The 16,525-nt window shown below is 35.4% G+C and carries 13 protein-coding genes; 12 read left to right on the forward strand and 1 reads right to left on the reverse strand.

Annotated elements, in window-relative coordinates; genetic code table 11:
* Positions 1-73 precede the first annotated feature (73 nt).
* The 9 genes from BHY08_RS01260 to ftsY all read left to right on the forward strand — a co-directional run bounded on the left by BHY08_RS01260 (position 74) and on the right by ftsY (position 12,238).
* The gene (locus tag BHY08_RS01260; protein WP_071456142.1) at positions 74-1,078 is read left to right on the forward strand and encodes an ABC transporter ATP-binding protein; all 1,005 of its coding nucleotides are present in this window, start codon (positions 74-76) and stop codon (positions 1,076-1,078) included.
* Positions 1,075-2,025, forward strand: a complete 951-nt coding sequence (locus BHY08_RS01265; protein ID WP_118250858.1) for an ATP-binding cassette domain-containing protein — start codon at positions 1,075-1,077, stop codon at positions 2,023-2,025. Before BHY08_RS01260 ends, BHY08_RS01265 begins: the two co-directional genes overlap by 4 nt.
* A gap of 1 nt (position 2,026) precedes the next feature.
* Positions 2,027-2,989: an oligopeptide ABC transporter permease gene (opp4B, locus tag BHY08_RS01270; RefSeq protein ID WP_071456144.1), complete on the forward strand. Its 963-nt coding sequence runs from the start codon at positions 2,027-2,029 to the stop codon at positions 2,987-2,989.
* 30 nt (positions 2,990-3,019) lie between these two features.
* Positions 3,020-3,922, forward strand: coding sequence for an ABC transporter permease (locus BHY08_RS01275; RefSeq protein ID WP_071456145.1), 903 nt, complete (start codon positions 3,020-3,022; stop codon positions 3,920-3,922).
* A 23-nt stretch (positions 3,923-3,945) separates the two neighbouring features.
* Positions 3,946-5,733: an oligopeptide ABC transporter substrate-binding protein gene (locus BHY08_RS01280; RefSeq protein ID WP_071456146.1), complete on the forward strand. Its 1,788-nt coding sequence runs from the start codon at positions 3,946-3,948 to the stop codon at positions 5,731-5,733.
* A gap of 113 nt (positions 5,734-5,846) precedes the next feature.
* On the forward strand, positions 5,847-6,548 hold the full coding sequence (gene rnc, locus BHY08_RS01285) for a ribonuclease III (RefSeq protein WP_071456147.1): 702 nt from the start codon (positions 5,847-5,849) through the stop codon (positions 6,546-6,548).
* Positions 6,549-6,566: 18 nt separating this feature from the next.
* On the forward strand, positions 6,567-10,139 hold the full coding sequence (smc, locus tag BHY08_RS01290) for a chromosome segregation protein SMC (RefSeq protein WP_071457799.1): 3,573 nt from the start codon (positions 6,567-6,569) through the stop codon (positions 10,137-10,139).
* A 15-nt stretch (positions 10,140-10,154) separates the two neighbouring features.
* A complete protein-coding gene (locus BHY08_RS01295; RefSeq protein WP_071456148.1) occupies positions 10,155-10,970 on the forward strand; it encodes a Cof-type HAD-IIB family hydrolase in 816 nt (271 codons plus the stop codon).
* 14 nt (positions 10,971-10,984) lie between these two features.
* Positions 10,985-12,238: a signal recognition particle-docking protein FtsY gene (ftsY, locus tag BHY08_RS01300; RefSeq protein ID WP_071456149.1), complete on the forward strand. Its 1,254-nt coding sequence runs from the start codon at positions 10,985-10,987 to the stop codon at positions 12,236-12,238.
* Between the two features lie 42 nt (positions 12,239-12,280).
* On the opposite strand, the gene BHY08_RS01305 is transcribed toward ftsY, so the two are convergent.
* Entirely contained in the window at positions 12,281-13,033 is a 753-nt protein-coding gene (locus tag BHY08_RS01305) for a DeoR/GlpR family DNA-binding transcription regulator (RefSeq protein WP_071456150.1), read from the reverse strand.
* A 224-nt stretch (positions 13,034-13,257) separates the two neighbouring features.
* On the opposite strand from BHY08_RS01305, the gene BHY08_RS01310 reads away from it, so the two are divergent.
* Genes BHY08_RS01310 through iolC form a run of 3 tightly spaced genes read left to right on the forward strand, consistent with a single transcriptional unit; the run spans position 13,258 to position 16,524 of the window.
* Entirely contained in the window at positions 13,258-14,715 is a 1,458-nt protein-coding gene (locus BHY08_RS01310; RefSeq protein WP_071456151.1) for a CoA-acylating methylmalonate-semialdehyde dehydrogenase, read from the forward strand.
* Positions 14,716-14,728: 13 nt separating this feature from the next.
* Positions 14,729-15,547, forward strand: a complete 819-nt coding sequence (gene iolB / locus BHY08_RS01315) for a 5-deoxy-glucuronate isomerase (protein ID WP_071456152.1) — start codon at positions 14,729-14,731, stop codon at positions 15,545-15,547.
* A gap of 17 nt (positions 15,548-15,564) precedes the next feature.
* Entirely contained in the window at positions 15,565-16,524 is a 960-nt protein-coding gene (gene iolC, locus BHY08_RS01320; RefSeq protein ID WP_071456153.1) for a 5-dehydro-2-deoxygluconokinase, read from the forward strand.
* The last annotated feature ends 1 nt before the right edge of the window (position 16,525 follow it).

The raw sequence follows: 16,525 nt of genomic DNA on the forward strand, positions 1-16,525 counted from the left end.
ATATTATTAAAAATGAAGAGTTTTATGAATCAATAAAATCAGTACGGGAATAAGATAAGAAAGGAGAATTCTATTGTTTGTTGACAACAAATTATTAGACGTGAGAAATTTACATACTGGATTTCGAATCAAAGACAATTTTTATGATGCAGTAGATGACGTGTCAATTACATTAGACAAAAATGAAATTTTAGCAATTGTTGGAGAATCTGGTTGTGGTAAAAGTACATTAGCAATGACCATAATGGGATTACAAGATCCAAAAAATACTAGAATTACAGGAGATATCATCTACAACGATTTAAATCTTGTAGGTCTATCTGAAACGCTTTATAACAAGATTAGAGGAAATGATATAGGGATGATTTTCCAAGATCCGTTATCAGCGTTGAATCCATTGATGCGTATCGGAGACCAAATTGCTGAAGCGTTGTTCTATCATACAGATTTAGATGAAAAACAACGAACTGCTCGCGCTATTGAGTTGCTAAACCAAGTAGGGATTGTTAATCCTGAACGTGTGGCAAAGCAATACCCACATGAATTGTCTGGTGGGATGAGGCAACGTGTTATTATCGCGATTGCTATTTCTTGTAAACCACCAATTATTATCGCTGATGAGCCAACAACAGCACTTGATGTAACAATTCAAGCTCAAATTTTAGACTTATTAGGCGATTTACAAGAGGAAACAGAAGCCGGTATTATTTTAATTACTCACGATTTAGGTGTAGTAGCTGAGACAGCAGATAGAGTTGCTGTTATGTATGGTGGTCAAATTGTAGAAGAAGCACCTGTTGATGTTTTATTCTCTAATCCACAACATCCTTATACACGCTCGTTACTGAATTCAATTCCACAAGAAGATGCGCACGATTCTGAATTACATGTTATCGAGGGAGTGGTTCCTTCATTGAAAAATATGCCAAGAACTGGTTGTCGGTTTGCAGCTCGTATTCCTTGGATACCTGAAGACGCTCATGAAGAGCAACCAACATTGCATGAAATCGAACCAGGACACTTTGTTCGATGTACATGTTACAAACATTTCCACTTTAGAGAAGAAGGTGACGCATAATGGGATTGATAGAAATAAAAGATTTAAAAGTACATTACCCAATTCGTGGAGGCTTTTTAAACAAAGTAGTTGATTATGTTTATGCTGTTGATGGCGTTGATTTTCAAATTGAGGCTGGAAAAACGTACGGTTTAGTTGGAGAATCCGGTTCTGGAAAATCAACAATTGGTAAAACAATTGTAGGGCTAGAAAAAGCCACAGCTGGAGAAATTTTATTTGAAAATACAAATGTTATCTCGAAAAGAGCTAGAAAATCAATTGGCTATAATAAAGATGTCCAAATGATTTTCCAAGATTCTATGTCAAGTTTAAATCCTAAAAAACGTGTATTGGATATTATTGCTGAACCTATTCGAAATTTTGAAAACTTATCAGTTCAAGAAGAAAAGAAACGTGTTCAAAGTTTGTTAGATATTGTTGGGATGCCAACAGATGCATTGTATAAGTATCCACATGAGTTTTCTGGTGGGCAAAGACAACGTTTAGGAGTGGCGCGAGCTGTTGCGACAAATCCTAAATTAATCATTGCTGATGAGCCAGTATCTGCTCTTGACTTATCAGTTCAAGCGCAAGTATTAAACTTCATGAAACGTATTCAAGAAGAGTATAATTTAAGTTATTTATTTATTTCTCATGATTTAGGTGTGGTAAAACATATGTGTGATAACATTGCGATTATGAATCATGGTCGTTTTGTTGAAATAGGAACAAGAGAAGACATTTATAATAACCCACAACATATTTACACAAAACGCTTACTGTCTGCCATTCCTAAAATTGATGTTGGAAATCGTGAACAGCATAAAGAAGAGCGTCGTAAAGTTGAAAAAGATTTCCAAGACTTATACAGCCAGTATTACGATGAAAATGGTCGTGTATATGACTTGAAAACTATTAGTCCAACTCATCAGGCAGCAATTAAGACAACTGAAGGGGGAGGACAATGATATGTGGAAAACAATATTAAGACGTGTACTACTAATGATTCCACAAATTTTTGTGTTGAGTCTGTTTATCTTTTTATTAGCAAAAGCTATGCCGGGAGATCCGTTTACTGGATTAATTAATCCTAATATGGACCCTGCGACAATCGATCGAATGCGTGAAGCAGCAGGATTAAATAATCCTTGGTATATTCAGTATTTTGATTGGATAACCAATGCATTTAAAGGTGATTTTGGACAAAGTTTCTTATATAAACTACCTGTAAGTGATATTATTGGTTCTCGTGTTGGGAATACCATTTACTTGTCATTATTAACAGTTATTATTACATATGCAATTGCCTTACCTTTAGGATTAGTCTCAGGTCGTTATCAAAACTCTTGGTTTGATAAAGCAGTTGTCGTTTATAACTTTGTCAGCTTTGCTGTTCCAATCTTTATCTTCGCGTTACTGATGCTATTTGTCTTTGGTTACCGTTTAGAATGGTTCCCAACAACGGGATCAGTGGCAACAGGATTAGAACCGGGGTCATTACAATATGTGATGAGTCGCTTATATCATATGATTTTACCAGCCATCACACAAGCCTTACTTGCAACAGCTGTAACGATTCAATACTTACGTAATGAAGTGATTGATGCCAAACAATTAGATTTCGTTCGTACAGCAAGAGCAAAAGGTGTACCGACTAATAAAGTCTTTACACATCATATTTTTAGAAATGCCTCTTTACCAATAGCAGCCCAATTAAGTTATGAAATTACTGCTTTAATTAGTGGGTCAGTTGTTATTGAACAAACCTTTGCTTATCCAGGTATTGGTAAATTGTTTATTGATGCAATCAATGGACGTGACTACTCAGTGATTACAGCCATAGTATTAATACTAGGTATTGTCACAATTATCGGGAATCTAATTTCAGATATTGTCATGAGTATCGTCGATCCTCGTATTCGTATTCAGTAACAAACCAATAATTAAGAAAGGAGACTCGCTATGAGTAAAGAAAAAAAAGAAGCAACTGTAGAAGCTGTTAGTGTTCCACCAACAGGTTTTAAAATGATTGCTCGAGAATTTAAAAAAGATAAATTAGCATTATTTTCATTATCGTTATTAGTTATTATCTTTGCAGTTATTTTTATTGGAGCACTTATTTTAGATAAAGATGCTGTAATGAAAGTAAGTATTTTAGATAAATACGCGGCTCCAGGAGATGGCTACCTACTAGGTGCTGACGAAGGTGGGCGTGATGTTTTTGGACAATTGATCATTGGTGCTCGTAACTCTGTTGTTATTGGGTTTTCAATTACTATTTTGACATCAATCATTGGTGTGGGATTAGGGATTGTTGCAGGATACTATGGTGGTATGGTAGATAGTATCATTATGCGAATTGTTGATTTTATCATGATTTTACCAATTATGATGATTATCATTGTGTTTGTTACAATTGTTCCAAGCTATAATGTATTTTCTTTTATTATGATTATGAGTTCATTCTATTGGGTCGCAAAAGCACGTCTCTTTAGAGGAAAGACATTATCTGAAGTACGTCGTGATTACATCAGTGCCTCAAAAACATTGGGAACAAGTGACTTCAAGATTATGTTTGGCGAGTTAATGCCAAACTTAAGCTCATTAATTATTACAAATTTGACGATGAACTTTGCAGGCAACATCGGGATTGAAACAACATTGTCATACTTAGGATTCGGATTACCACAATCAACACCAAGTTTAGGTACATTGATTGGGTATGCGTCAAATGGTGTCGTTTTATCAGATATGACATGGGTGTGGGCGCCAGCGTCTATTTTAATTCTTGTCATGATGTTATGTATCAACTACGTTGGTCAAGCATTGAAGCGTTCAGCTGATGCACGTCAACGTTTAGGATAAAAAAATCTAAGGGGGATGAAGGAATGAAGTACAAAAAATTATTTAGCGTCGTAGCACTTGGTGCTGCAGTAACAGTCGGGTTATCAGCTTGTGGCGGAGGAAAATCTGACAAAAAATCAAATGGTGGGAAAACAGAAAAAACGGAAGATGTATCAAAATTCCCAGTAAAAACGTCTAATCAAGAAAAAGCCAAAGAAGGCGGAACGTTAGAAGCAGCGGTTGTTATGGATACGCAGTTTAAAGGAATGTTCTCTGAAACCTTTTCTGAAGACAACTATGATGCTCAATTTATGCAACCATCTCATGAATCATTATTTACAAGTAATGGTAACTTTGAGACAACAGATGACGGAGTAGCAAAAAAAGACATCGATGTTGATGGTAAGAAAATTACAATTACAATTACTAAAGATGCCAAATGGTCAGATGGTAAACCATTAGTAGCAGATGATATTATCCAACCATACTTAATCATTGGTAACAAAGATTATTCAGGTATCCGTTATGGTGAAGATTTCCAAAATATCGTAGGTATGGATGAGTACCATGATGGAAAAGCTGACACTATCTCAGGAATTAAAAAAGTAGATGACAAAACGGTCGAAATTTCTTACAAAGAAATGAATCCAGGGATGAAACAAACAAGTGAAACTGTTTGGACTTCAGCAATGCCTTCTCATATCTTTAAAGATATTCCAGTAAAAGGAATGGAATCAAGTGATGCCGTACGTAAAAATATTGTGACTTTTGGACCATACAAAATGGAAAAAATTAATACAGGTGAATCTGTAGAGTACACACCAAATGAGTACTACTACGGTGAAAAACCCAAATTAAGTAAAATCACAATGCGTGTCGCACCATCGAGTTCAATTGTAGAATCATTGAAAGCTAAAAAATATGACATGGTATTCAGTATGCCAACTGATAACTATCCAAACTACAAAGATATAGAAGGATATGAAATCTTAGGTCGTCAAGATTTAGCTTATACTTATATTGGATTCAAATTAGGTAAATGGGATGGTGCTAAAGGTGAATCTGTTTACAATCCAGATTCAAAAATGGCAAACAAATCATTACGTCAAGCAATGGGGTATGCCATTGATAACGCAGCTGTAGCGAACAAATTCTACAATGGATTACGTCAACCTGCTAATGCGATTGTACCACCAATCTTTGATGAGTTTAGTGATAAGAGCTTAGTTGGTTACTCTAAACAAGATATTGATAAAGCAAATAAATTATTAGATGAAGCAGGATACAAGAAAAAAGATGGTGAAGAATTCCGTCGCGATCCAAAAGGTGAAAAGCTAGAAATTAACTTTGCTTCTATGTCAGGTGGCGAAACTGCCCAACCATTAGCCGAATACTACATGGACTGCTGGAAAGAAATTGGTTTAGATGTTAAATTATCAACTGGTCGTTTAATTGAATTCCAATCATTCTATGATAAATTGAAAAATGATTCACCAGACGTTGATGTTTATCAAGCGGCTTGGGGATTAAGTTCAGATCCATCTCAATCAGGATTATACGGACCTAAAGCAGCGTTTAACTACACTCGTTTTGTCAGTGATGAAAATACTAAGCTATTGAACGAAATTGATTCTGAGAAATCATTTGATGGTAAATACCGTACAGATAAATTTAAAGAATGGCAAGAATATGTTGCTGACGAAGCATTTGTCATTCCAACATTATTCAGAGACGCTGTATTGCCAGTGAGTGACAAAGTAACTGGATTTGACTGGGCTTATGATGTAACAAGTAACCCATGGTCTCATGTTGGTGTAACAGATAAAAAATAAAGATTAATGACTATCAATTTGGCTATTTGGTCAAATTGATAGTTTTTGTTTTCTTTCAAACAAAAAAAACGTATAATAAGAGTATCTATGGTTAAAAGGGAGAGGCACATTCAATGGAACAAACGTTAACACAGTTATTAAAGACAGACTATAACATCATTTTTAAAGACATCTCGTTATTGGAACAAGCGTTTACCCATTCATCCTATGTGAATGAGCATCGACATTTTGAACTACAAGATAATGAACGATTAGAATTTCTAGGAGATGCTGTCTTAGAGTTAGAAGTATCTGATTATTTATACCGTCATTTTCAAGATTTACCAGAAGGGAAATTAACAAAACTACGTTCGACAATTGTTAGAGAAGATAGTTTAGCAATGTTTGCTAAAGAATGTGGTTTTGATCAATTTGTTAAACTTGGTAAGGGAGAGGAAAATTCAAATGGTAGAAGTCGTTCATCATTGTTGTGTGATTTATTCGAAGCTTTTTTAGGAGCTCTATATTTGGATCAAGGAGCTAAAAAATCGAAAGAATTTATCTACCAAGTAGTCGTAGCAAAAATTGAAACTGGTGCTTTTTCACATGAGATGGATCATAAAACCACTCTACAAGAAGTATTACAAAAAAATGGTGATATCTTGATTGAGTATCATTTAATAGCAGAAGAAGGACCTGCCCATGCAAGAATCTTCCATGTTGAAGTATGTGGTGGAGGAACGCCTCTAGGTAAGGGGTCTGGAAAGTCTAAAAAAGTGGCAGAACAAAAAGCGGCAGAAGCAGCATTAGCCAACATTTTAGCAGAAGAATCCTAGGAAGGGGACTTATTGTTTGTGTATTTGAAACGAATTGAAATTGCAGGATTTAAATCCTTTGCAGATCGAACAGTAATTGAATTTAATGAAGGCTTGACGGCAATAGTTGGTCCTAATGGAAGTGGAAAAAGTAATATTACAGAAGCCATTCGATGGGTTTTAGGGGAGCAGTCAGCAAAAAGTTTACGTGGGGGGAAAATGCCAGACGTTATTTTTGCTGGCTCTTCTTCGCGTTCACCGTTAAATATAGCAGAAGTGACGTTAGTACTAGATAATGAGGACCATTTTTTACCGATTGAGTACACTGAAGTCAGTGTCACAAGACGACTAACACGTGACGGCGAGAGTGATTTTTTCATCAATAAACAACGTTGTCGCCTAAAAGACGTGATTAGTTTATTCATGGATTCAGGTTTAGGTAGAGATTCTTTTTCGATTATTTCTCAAGGGAAAGTAGAAGAAATTTTTAACAGTAAACCTGAAGAACGTCGTGCGATTTTTGAAGAAGCTGCTGGAGTATTGAAATATAAAAACCGCAAGAAACAGGCAGAAAAACATCTAGGAGAGACAGACGATAACCTTAGTCGTGTGCAAGATATTATTTATGAGCTGGAAATTCAACTAGCACCATTGAAACAACAAAGCGATAATGCGAAGACCTATTTAGCATTAAAAGAGCAGTTATCTGAGCAAGATGTGAGTATGACAACTCATTTAATTGAAGAAACAAAAAACAAATGGAATGATAATAAAAAACAACTTGAAGAAAAAAATCAGTTGATAAATCAGAAAGAAACTGAAAAAAATGAACTAGAAGAAAAGCTTGAACGATTAAAATCTGAGCAAGCAACTCTTGAGCAAATGCTTGATAGCCATCAGCAACGCCTGCTTGACTATAGCACGCAATATGAACAACTTGAAACACAAAAGCGAGTGTTAGAGGAAAAACAAAAATTTTCTGTTCAAACAAAAGAGGCGCAACAAAAGACGTTACGTAACTTAGATACGGAAAAAGAAGCACTTAAACAAGAAATTCATTCTTTAGAAGAGGAAGAAAATAGTTTAATTGAAGAAAAGAAATCTCTTACGAAATTGATTTCACGCATTCGAGAAGAACTAGTTCAATACAGCAAATCAGCTAAAGAGCAATTAGATGATATGCGAAGTGATTATCTAGAATACATGCAACAACAAAGTCATGTGAACAACGAGTTAAAACATTTAGAAAAACAATTTAACCAAGAAACCAATAAAAACTCGCGTGAAATGAATCAGTATGAAGAGCTTGTTGAAACGATAACTAACAAACAAAAAGAACTAGATGAATTAACAAAAGTGTATGACGTTAAAAAAGAAAATGTTGTCACCTATTTAGAAGACTATCAGCAAAAAAGACAACTTAAAGAGCAACGTAGTCAGGAATTAAAAAAGTTAAACACGCAGTTAATGGATGCCTTAAGAATCTTACAACAAGCCCAAGCTAAGCAAAAAAGCTTGAAAGAATTGCAAGATAACTATTCAGGTTTCTATCAAGGTGTGCGAGCGGTGCTAAAAGAAAAACAACAGTTTCCAGGTATAGTCGGTGCTGTAGCGGAATTAATTGATATACCATCATCTTATCAACAAGCCCTTGAAACAGCACTTGGAGCAAGTGTTCAATATGTTGTAACAAAGGATGACCAAAGTGCTAGAGAAGCTATTTCTTATTTGAAGAAACAAAGACTAGGTCGTGCGACGTTTCTGCCATTGACTACTGTTAAAGCACGATATATTAGGCAAGATGTTTTAGATAAAGTACAAAATATGTCAGGGTTTGTGGGAGTAGCTAGTGAGTTAGTTCGTTATGATGAAGAGGTTTCTGCCATTGTTAAGAACTTATTAGGCTTAACTATTGTGGCGGATTCATTAGAGGCAGCCACTCATATCGCAAAACAAATTAACTTTCAGTATCGTGTGGTATCATTGGATGGAGATGTGATGAATCCTGGTGGTTCTATGACTGGTGGGATGAGCAAAAAAGGTCAGTCGATGCACTGGTTTTCTCAATCAAAAGAGTTACAAGATATTGAAAAGCAATTATCTCAAATGACCACTCTATACAAACAAAAAGAAACTGACGTGACTGAATTGCAAAAAGAAGTTTCTTTAATAGATGACTCACTTGAAAATCTGCGTAAATTGGGTGAAGAAGCCAGACTAACAGAGCAAAAACTACAATCACAAGTATCTCTTTTAACGCAAGATGTGACGCAGTTAGAAAAAGAAAAGAAAATACTAGAGTATGAGCAAAGTGAATTAAATCAATTTCTTACAGAGTATCAACAAGAAAAAGAACATTATGAAGCACAACAAAAAGAACTTGTTCAAAAGATTGCAGAGTTAGATAAAAGAATGGCTGATGTGGATCAGTTAGAGGCGACGAATTCTGAGAAAAAAGAAACTTTAACAAAAGAACTCGCTCAAAAAGAGGCCGATTTGGCTGTTACAAAAGAAAAACTAAATCAGTTAGCTGAAAAACAATTAGAACGAAATACTCGGTTACAAGAAGCAGATCAAAAAATGAGTGAAATGTTACAGGAAAGTCAATCCCATGAGGAAGACAGTTCTCATTATAAAGAAGACGAAGAAAACATTGCAAAACAAATGAGCGAAGCATCTCGTAAAAGAGAAGAAGTCTTGACTCAAATTAGTAAAGCAAAGAAACAACGAGAGCACTATGCTAAAACAATCAAAGAACACGACGTAATAGTCGATAAAAGTTATGCAGTCATTCGTGAACTTGTGAATCAGAAAACCGAGCTTGAAATCATGCAGGGAACTTGTGATAATCAATTAGATAGTTTATTGACTTATTTACAAGAAGAATATAGTTTAACTTTTGAAGCAGCAAAAGAAAGATCATTTGATATTCAAGATGCATCACAAGTGAGCCAAGTCATTCGTGATTTGAAAGTTAAAATTTCAGAGCTAGGGCCAGTCAATATATCAGCCATTGCGCAACATGATGAAATATTAGAACGATATGACTTTTTAACGAGTCAACGAGATGATTTGAATCAAGCGAAAGATGAGTTACAAGAGACAATGGATGAGATGGACATGTTAGTGATGAAACAGTTCCATGAAGTCTTTTGTGATATTCGTGAAGAGTTTCGTCAAGTGTTTCCTAAAATGTTTGGAGGTGGACATGCTGATTTGATATTAAGTGATGAAACAGATTTACTTCATACTGGAATAGATATTGTCGCACAACCACCTGGTAAAAAATTACAACAATTAAGTTTATTGTCTGGTGGAGAAAGGGCGTTAACTGCGATTGCCTTGCTGTTTTCTATCATTCAAGCACGCCCAATTCCGTTTTGTATTTTAGATGAGGTTGAAGCAGCATTAGATGAAGCAAACGTTGCCCGATTTGGAAATTACTTGCGTCACTTTGGAGATGCCACGCAATTTATAGTAATCACTCATCGTAAAGGAACGATGGAGTCAGCTAAAATGTTGTATGGGGTGACGATGCAAGAGTCGGGTATCTCGAAAGTCGTGTCCGTACATTTAGAAGAGATGGAAAAACTAGAAGAGACACTAAAATAGACAGGGGAGAATGGTATGATTAGATTAATCGCGATTGATTTAGATGGTACATTGTTAACAGATGATAAACAAATTTCAGATAGAAACAAAGAAGTATTAACTAAAGCTAAAGAACAAGGTGTTAAAGTCGTTCTTTGCACAGGAAGACCATTATTTGCGATTGAGCCTTATCTAGATAGATTAGAGTTAAGAGATGAAGGAGATTATAGCATCACGTTTAATGGTAGCTCCGTGCAAAAAAACGATACGGCAGAGACATTATTAGCTCATTCATTATCGTTTGATGAAGTGAGTCGTGTCGCAAAAGTGATGAGAAAATTAAATTTACCACTAGATATTATTTCTGCGGATACAGTCATTCATCTGGATACGGCTAAAGAACCTCATACATCAATCTATGAATCAATGAATCCATTGCTTAAGGTAGAACATGCCACACTCGAAACATTAGATAAGGATCGTTTATTTAATAAAATGGTGGTGGCAGTTGAAACAAGCTATCTTGATGAAAAAATAGCACAATTACCAAAAGAATTATTGGAAGAATTTAATATCATGAAGTCTCGTGTGAATCTATTAGAAATCATCCATAAAGAAGCAAGTAAAGCAGCTGGAATTGATGAGTTAGCTAACTATTTAGGCATTAAACAATCTGAAGTGATGGCAATTGGTGATGAAGCCAACGATTTTTCGATGATTGAGTATGCAGGAATGGGAGTCGTGATGGATAATGGAAGTCAAGAAGTCAAAGACATCGCCCAATTTATCACGAAAAGTAATGAAGAAGATGGAGTCGCACATGCGGTTGAAACATTTGTGCTGACAAAATAGTAGGAGGAAGTTAAATGGGATTTTTTGATAAGATAAAAAAAGCCGTTTTAGGTGAGAAAAAAGTTGAAGAAGCACCGAAAGAAGAACTAGTTGAAGAATTAGAGGAAACGGTCGAAGAACTCTCTCAAGAAGAAAATCATGGCACAGTTGTCGTAACGGAAGAACCAGAAGAAAAAGAAGAAACGATTGTTGAAGAATTAGTTGAAGTGAGTGAGCAAGAACAACCTAAAGAGGAAATAAAAGAAACAATCGTTGAAGAAGTGCCAGAGGTTAAAAAGCCAGTTAAGGTACCAGAACCACCAGTAGTCGAAGAGAAAAAAGAAGAAACCATTAAAAAATATGATAAAGGATTAGAGAAATCAAGACGTTCGTTTGGTCAGTATATGAATGAACTATTTGCTAATTTCAGAATGGTTGATGATGAGTTCTTTGAAGACTTAGAAGAAGCGTTGATTTCTGCCGATGTTGGATTTGAAACGGCAATGCGTATTTCTGATGAGTTACAAGAAGAAGTCAAACTAAAAAACGTGAAGAAGAAAAAAGATGTTCAAGCAACGATTATCGAAAAATTAGTTGAGATTTATGAAGCAGAAGGCATTGAAGAAAATAATGAGTTAAACATCCAAACTGATAGTCCGACTATTATGCTATTTGTTGGTGTGAATGGTGTTGGTAAAACAACAAGTATTGGTAAATTAGCCAAACGTTACAAGGATGAGGGTAAGAAAGTCTTGTTAGCTGCTGCGGATACCTTTAGAGCCGGAGCAATTGATCAATTGGTTGTTTGGGGAGAACGTGCTGGTGTGGATGTGGTTAGACATAATGCTGGTGGAGATCCTGCTGCTGTTGTATTTGATGCAGTAGAAAAAATGAAAAACGAGCATTATGATATTCTATTAGTTGATACAGCAGGACGTTTGCAAAATAAAGTCAACTTAATGAAAGAATTAGAAAAAATGAAGCGTATTATTGAACGAGAATATCCTTCTGCTCCTCATGAAGTCTTGTTAGTAGTAGACGCAACAACTGGTCAAAACGCTTTGATTCAAGCAAAAGAATTTAAAAATACCACAGACGTTACAGGGATAGTTTTAACTAAGCTAGATGGAACTGCTAAAGGTGGGATTGTATTAGCTATTAGAAATGAGTTACATTTACCAGTGAAACTAGTTGGTTTAGGTGAAAAAATCACTGATTTAGAAGAGTTTAATCCAAATCAATTTGTTTATGGGTTATTTAAGGATTTAATGGAAGATTATGATGGGTAAATAAAAAAGTGATAGGACCATTAATGGTTTCCTATCACTTTTTTATATCTCGATAAAGTTAATATTATGATCCGAAAAATATGACGTATAAGGATCTGAAAATGATTTGTTTGAGATTAATGTATCAACATCACTTAAATTGGCATAAGTTAAAAGAGTGGAGTGATCAAATTTTGTTTTATCAGCTAATAAAAATTTCATATTAGCTTTGTCCATCACTTGTCGTTTTATCTCATATTCCATAATATCAGAGTTCATTAATCCATTCCAAATGGAAACTGCAGTAGCTGCCATAAACGCTTTGGTAATATTGTACTTCACTGATAACTCATCGTTTTCTACTCCAACAAATGAACGAGTGGGTTTTTTAAAGATATGCCCAATTAGAAATATAGTGACCTTTCTTAGTTTTTCTGCTTTTAGTACTACGTCTAAGCTATTTGTGATGATAATAAGAGGCATATCTTCATCTATATAGTCCAAAATATATTTTGTTGTTGTTCCAGAGTCTATATAAACTAAATCATCAGGTTCAATAAAAGAAGCTGCCCTTTTTGCAATGGCTTTTTTTTCTTCCTTATTTTCAATGTTTCGATATTCAAAATCAACGAGTGTTCCTTCTTTAACACTGATACCACCATAAACTTTTTCAAAACGTGAGTCAGTTAAAATTTTGTTTACATCTCGTCTGATGGTATTCATCGAGACATTGAATTCTTCTTCAAGTTCTTTTAGGCTAACGTGATGATGGTCTAAAATATACTGTTTAATCGATTCAAAACGTTTTTCTTTCATAATCTTTTCTCCGTTCACTATCTTTTCTTTCATGATAGCATTTATATTAAACTTAATCAATACTTAACCATTTTTTATATAAGTTAACAATTTTTTTGAAAAAAATGTCAAAAAACATTGACTGTTGATTAGATTAAAGGTAATATTAAATCGAAGTTAACCAAAACAACCAAGATGTAACAATTTAAATGGTATGTTTTAAGTAAATCTATGGAGGGGTATTAATGTCAATTAGAAAATTAAAAAATTATATAAACGGTGAGTGGGTAGAAAGTCGAACAACCACATACGAAACAGTAGTTAACCCTGCAACAAAAGAAGCAATGTGTGACGTTCCGTTATCAACTCGTGAGGATTTAGATCATGCAGCAACAGTAGCACATGAAGCATTTCAAATATGGAAAGAAGTCGCTGTACCAAGACGAGCAAGAATTTTATATAAATTTCATCAATTATTAATTGAAAACAAAGATGAGTTAGCAAAATTAGTTACGTTAGAAAATGGAAAGGCTTTATCTGAAGCATATGGTGAAGTTCAACGTGGTATTGAAAACGTAGAATTTGCTGCTGGAGCACCAACTTTAATGATGGGGGATAATTTATCTTCTATCGCAACAGATGTTGAAGCAAGTGTTTATAAATACCCAATCGGAGTGGTTGGTGGAATAACACCATTTAACTTTCCAATGATGGTTCCATTCTGGATGTTCCCGATGGCGATTGCTACAGGAAATACAGTAGTATTGAAACCCTCTGAAAAAGCACCTATGTTAATGGAAAAAGTGGTGAGCTTATTAGAAGAAGCTGGTCTACCTAAAGGAGTATTTAATGTAGTTTTTGGAGCACATGATGTTGTAAACGGTTTATTGCAACACCCGGATATCAAAGCGATTTCATTTGTTGGGTCGCAACCAGTTGGACAATATGTTTATACTGAAGGATCTAAAAACTTAAAACGTGTTCAATCCCTAACAGGAGCTAAAAATCATACGATTGTGTTAAATGATGCCAATCTTAAAGACAGTATTCCTGCTATTGTAAGTGCCGCGTTTGGTTCAGCGGGTGAGCGTTGTATGGCTGCTGCAGTGGTAACTGTAGAAGAGGGTATCTATGATGAATTCATGGTTGAGTTAACAAAAGCCACAAAAGATATCAAGATGGGTAATGGATTAGATGATGGCGTGTTCTTGGGCCCAGTTATTCGTCAAGAAAACTTAGATCGTACACTAAACTATATCGAGCAAGGCATTGAAGCAGGTGCTAATTTAATCTGTGATGGTCGTGAGCAACTAGATGAGGCGGGATTCTTTGTTGGACCAACTATTTTTGAAGGTGTGACAACAGACATGACTATCTGGAAAGATGAATTATTTGCTCCAGTATTATCTATTATGAAAATTAAAGATTTACAAGAAGGGATTAACATCGCGAATGCCTCAGAGTTTGCTAACGGTGCTTGCCTCTTTACAAATAATGCTTCGGCTATTCGCTACTTTAGAGAAAACATTGATGCTGGAATGTTAGGTATTAACTTAGGTGTTCCTGCTCCAATGGCAATGTTCCCATTCTCAGGATGGAAATCATCATTCTACGGCACACTACCAGCAAATGGGAAAGCTGGAGTAGATTTCTATACACGGAATAAAGTCGTAACAGCACGTTATGCACGCAGTGATGTGTAGAGGAGGAAATAAAATGGTTGAGTTAAAACGACGTCCGTATAAAAAAGAACTTTCTGAACACGTGGTGGAATGCCATCACGTGACACGTGAGGCGGACGGATTACGCTATATTGAAATGCGCGTGTTAAACCTATCTAAAGATGGTATTTACACAGAAGAATTAACGAATTTAGAAGCGTGTATTGTCGTGATGACTGGGAAAATTGATGTAACAGTTGGAGAAGAGTCATTTAAACAAATTGGGAATCGTCAAGATGTCTTTGATAGAGTTCCAACTGATAGTGTCTATGTTTCAAGTGGTAAAACGTTCGATATTATGACCAATGAGGATGCTAGAGTATTAATAGCCTACGCTCCAAGTAATAAATCATTGCCAACAGCTTTAATTAAAGCTTCTGATAATACAGTAGAACATCGTGGTAAATATCAAAATAAACGAACAGTGCATAATATTATGGATGATCAAAGTCCCATTTCAGATAAATTGATTGTGGTTGAAGTATATACAGATAGTGGTAATTGGTCTAGCTATCCCCCTCATAAACACGATCAAAATAATTTACCACATGAATCCTTCTTGGAAGAAACCTATTATCATGAAATGACCCCTAAACATGGATTTGTATTCCAAAGAGTGTATACCGATGATCGTTCGTTAGATGAAACCATGACTGTAGAACATGAAAATGTGGTGCTAGTACCAAAAGGTTATCATCCAGTATCAGTCCCTGATGGATACGATGGTTACTATTTAAATATTATGGCAGGGCCAATCAAAAAATGGCAATTTCATAATGACAAAGATCATGAATGGATTTTAAGTAGAGATTAATAAAAAGGAGTTTAACTATGACAACTTATGATTTAATAGCTGTTGGCCGAGCGTGTATTGATTTAAATGCAGTCGAGTACAATCGTCCAATGGAAGAGACAGAAACATTTAGTAAATATGTTGGAGGATCTCCAGCGAATATTGCAATTGGTGCTTCAAAATTAGGATTATCTTGTGGATTTATTGGGAAAATTCCTGATGATCAACATGGTCGATTTATCTCAAATTACATGTCAGAAGTTGGAATTGATACAAGTCAAATGGCAATCGATAAAAATGGACACAAATCAGGGTTAGCGTTTACCGAAATTCTAAGTCCATCAGAATGCAGTATTTTAATGTATCGGGATGATGTGGCTGACTTATATTTAGAGCCAAGTGAAGTCGATGAAGAGTATATTAAACAAGCTAAAATGTTGGTTGTATCAGGAACAGGATTGGCACAAAGTCCTAGCCGTGAAGCAGTGTTGAAGTCGGTTGCGCTAGCGAGAAAAAATAATGTTAAAGTGGTTTTCGAATTAGATTATCGTCCTTACACATGGAAAAATGCAGAAGAAGTATCTGTTTACTACTCAATCGTAGCTGAACAATCAGATGTCGTGATTGGAACACGTGATGAATTTAATATGTTGGAAAACGTAACAGAAGGAAATAACGACAAAACAGTCGCGTATTTATTCCAACATGAGCCTGAATTAATCGTGATTAAACATGGTGTGGAAGGGTCATATGCTTATACAAAAGAGGGCGAAACATTCCGTGGTAAAGCGTATAAATCAAATGTATTAAAAACATTTGGCGCAGGGGACTCTTATGCCGCAGCCTTTTTATATGCTTTAAGTAAGGGAAAAACAATTCAAGAAGCATTGCAATATGGTAGTGCCTCAGCAGCCATCGTGGTAAGTAAACATAGCTCATCTGAAGCCATGCCAACAGTGGAACAAATTGAAGCGTTAATGGAAGAACAATCAAACTAAA

The sequence above is a fragment of the Vagococcus teuberi genome, from assembly GCF_001870205.1.
Lineage (GTDB): Bacteria > Bacillota > Bacilli > Lactobacillales > Vagococcaceae > Vagococcus > Vagococcus teuberi.

Bases quoted from the DNA above. Each gene is read 5' to 3' on its own strand.
- opp4B (WP_071456144.1), top strand. From the start codon at position 2,027: ATGTGGAAAACAATATTAAGACGTGTACTACTAATGATTCCACAAATT.
- BHY08_RS01275 (WP_071456145.1), top strand. From the start codon at position 3,020: ATGAGTAAAGAAAAAAAAGAAGCAACTGTAGAAGCTGTTAGTGTTCCA.
- BHY08_RS01280 (WP_071456146.1), top strand. From the start codon at position 3,946: ATGAAGTACAAAAAATTATTTAGCGTCGTAGCACTTGGTGCTGCAGTA.
- rnc (WP_071456147.1), top strand. From the start codon at position 5,847: ATGGAACAAACGTTAACACAGTTATTAAAGACAGACTATAACATCATT.
- BHY08_RS01295 (WP_071456148.1), top strand. From the start codon at position 10,155: ATGATTAGATTAATCGCGATTGATTTAGATGGTACATTGTTAACAGAT.
- ftsY (WP_071456149.1), top strand. From the start codon at position 10,985: ATGGGATTTTTTGATAAGATAAAAAAAGCCGTTTTAGGTGAGAAAAAA.
- BHY08_RS01305 (WP_071456150.1), bottom strand. From the start codon at position 13,033: ATGAAAGAAAAACGTTTTGAATCGATTAAACAGTATATTTTAGACCAT.
- BHY08_RS01310 (WP_071456151.1), top strand. From the start codon at position 13,258: ATGTCAATTAGAAAATTAAAAAATTATATAAACGGTGAGTGGGTAGAA.
- iolB (WP_071456152.1), top strand. From the start codon at position 14,729: ATGGTTGAGTTAAAACGACGTCCGTATAAAAAAGAACTTTCTGAACAC.
- iolC (WP_071456153.1), top strand. From the start codon at position 15,565: ATGACAACTTATGATTTAATAGCTGTTGGCCGAGCGTGTATTGATTTA.